Source organism: Prevotella sp. HMSC073D09, assembly GCF_001814145.1.
Classification (GTDB): domain Bacteria; phylum Bacteroidota; class Bacteroidia; order Bacteroidales; family Bacteroidaceae; genus Prevotella; species Prevotella conceptionensis.
Genome location: NZ_KV815088.1, coordinates 34,996 through 35,739 on the forward strand (window position 1 = coordinate 34,996; position 744 = coordinate 35,739).

Annotated in this window: 1 pseudogene; it reads right to left on the bottom strand. The window is 40.1% G+C overall.

The window, feature by feature from the left end:
- Nucleotides 1–379: 379 nt before the first annotated feature.
- Nucleotides 380–744: pseudogene (locus tag HMPREF2955_RS16215) on the bottom strand (hypothetical protein); the annotation flags it as partial.

Below are 744 nucleotides of genomic sequence, written 5' to 3' on the forward strand. Positions count from 1 at the left end.
AAGGTAAAATGGTGCTAAATGCAGTGTAAAATGCCGCTAAACGCCATTCGAAAAGCATAAACATCCACGGCAATTGCATAAACAAAACCTTACCGAACCATGAAACACATAGCCGAAAAGGGCAAAATAGTGGTTAAAAAGTAGGATTTTAGGGTCTAAAAGTGGGTATTGGGGCCTGAAAAAATACGAGCCGTCAACCAAACTAGAAAGGCAAAATGGTACAAAATGCAGGTTTTGTTCTTGAAAACAGACAAAGCAAAAGGCGTGAAAGGCTAGAAATTGGGGCTATTTACCCGTTTTATGGCCTATATTTTCGCTAGAACGGTGTGAAAAATAGAGTAAGATTGTAAAACAAAAGATAACAATTTAAGCTTTTGAGTTAGTGAGTTAGTGAGTTGGTGAGTTGGCGAGTTGGCGAGCTAGCCTTTCTAGCTAACCTAGCCTTCCTAGTTATCCTAGCCTTCCTAGTTATCCCAGTCTTTCTAGTTATCCCAGTCTTTCTAGTTATCCTAGCCTTCCTAGTTATCCTAGTCTTTCTAGTTATCCTAGCCTTCCTAGTTATCCTAGTCTTTCTAGTTATCCCAGTCTTTCTAGTTATCCTAGCCTTTCCAGTTATCCTAGTATTTCCAGTTATCCCAGTCTTTCTAGTTATCCTAGCCGTTCCAGTTATCCTAGTCTTCCTAGTTATCCTGGCCTTCCTAGTTATCCTGGCCTTCCTAGTTATCCTAGTCTTTCTAGTTATCC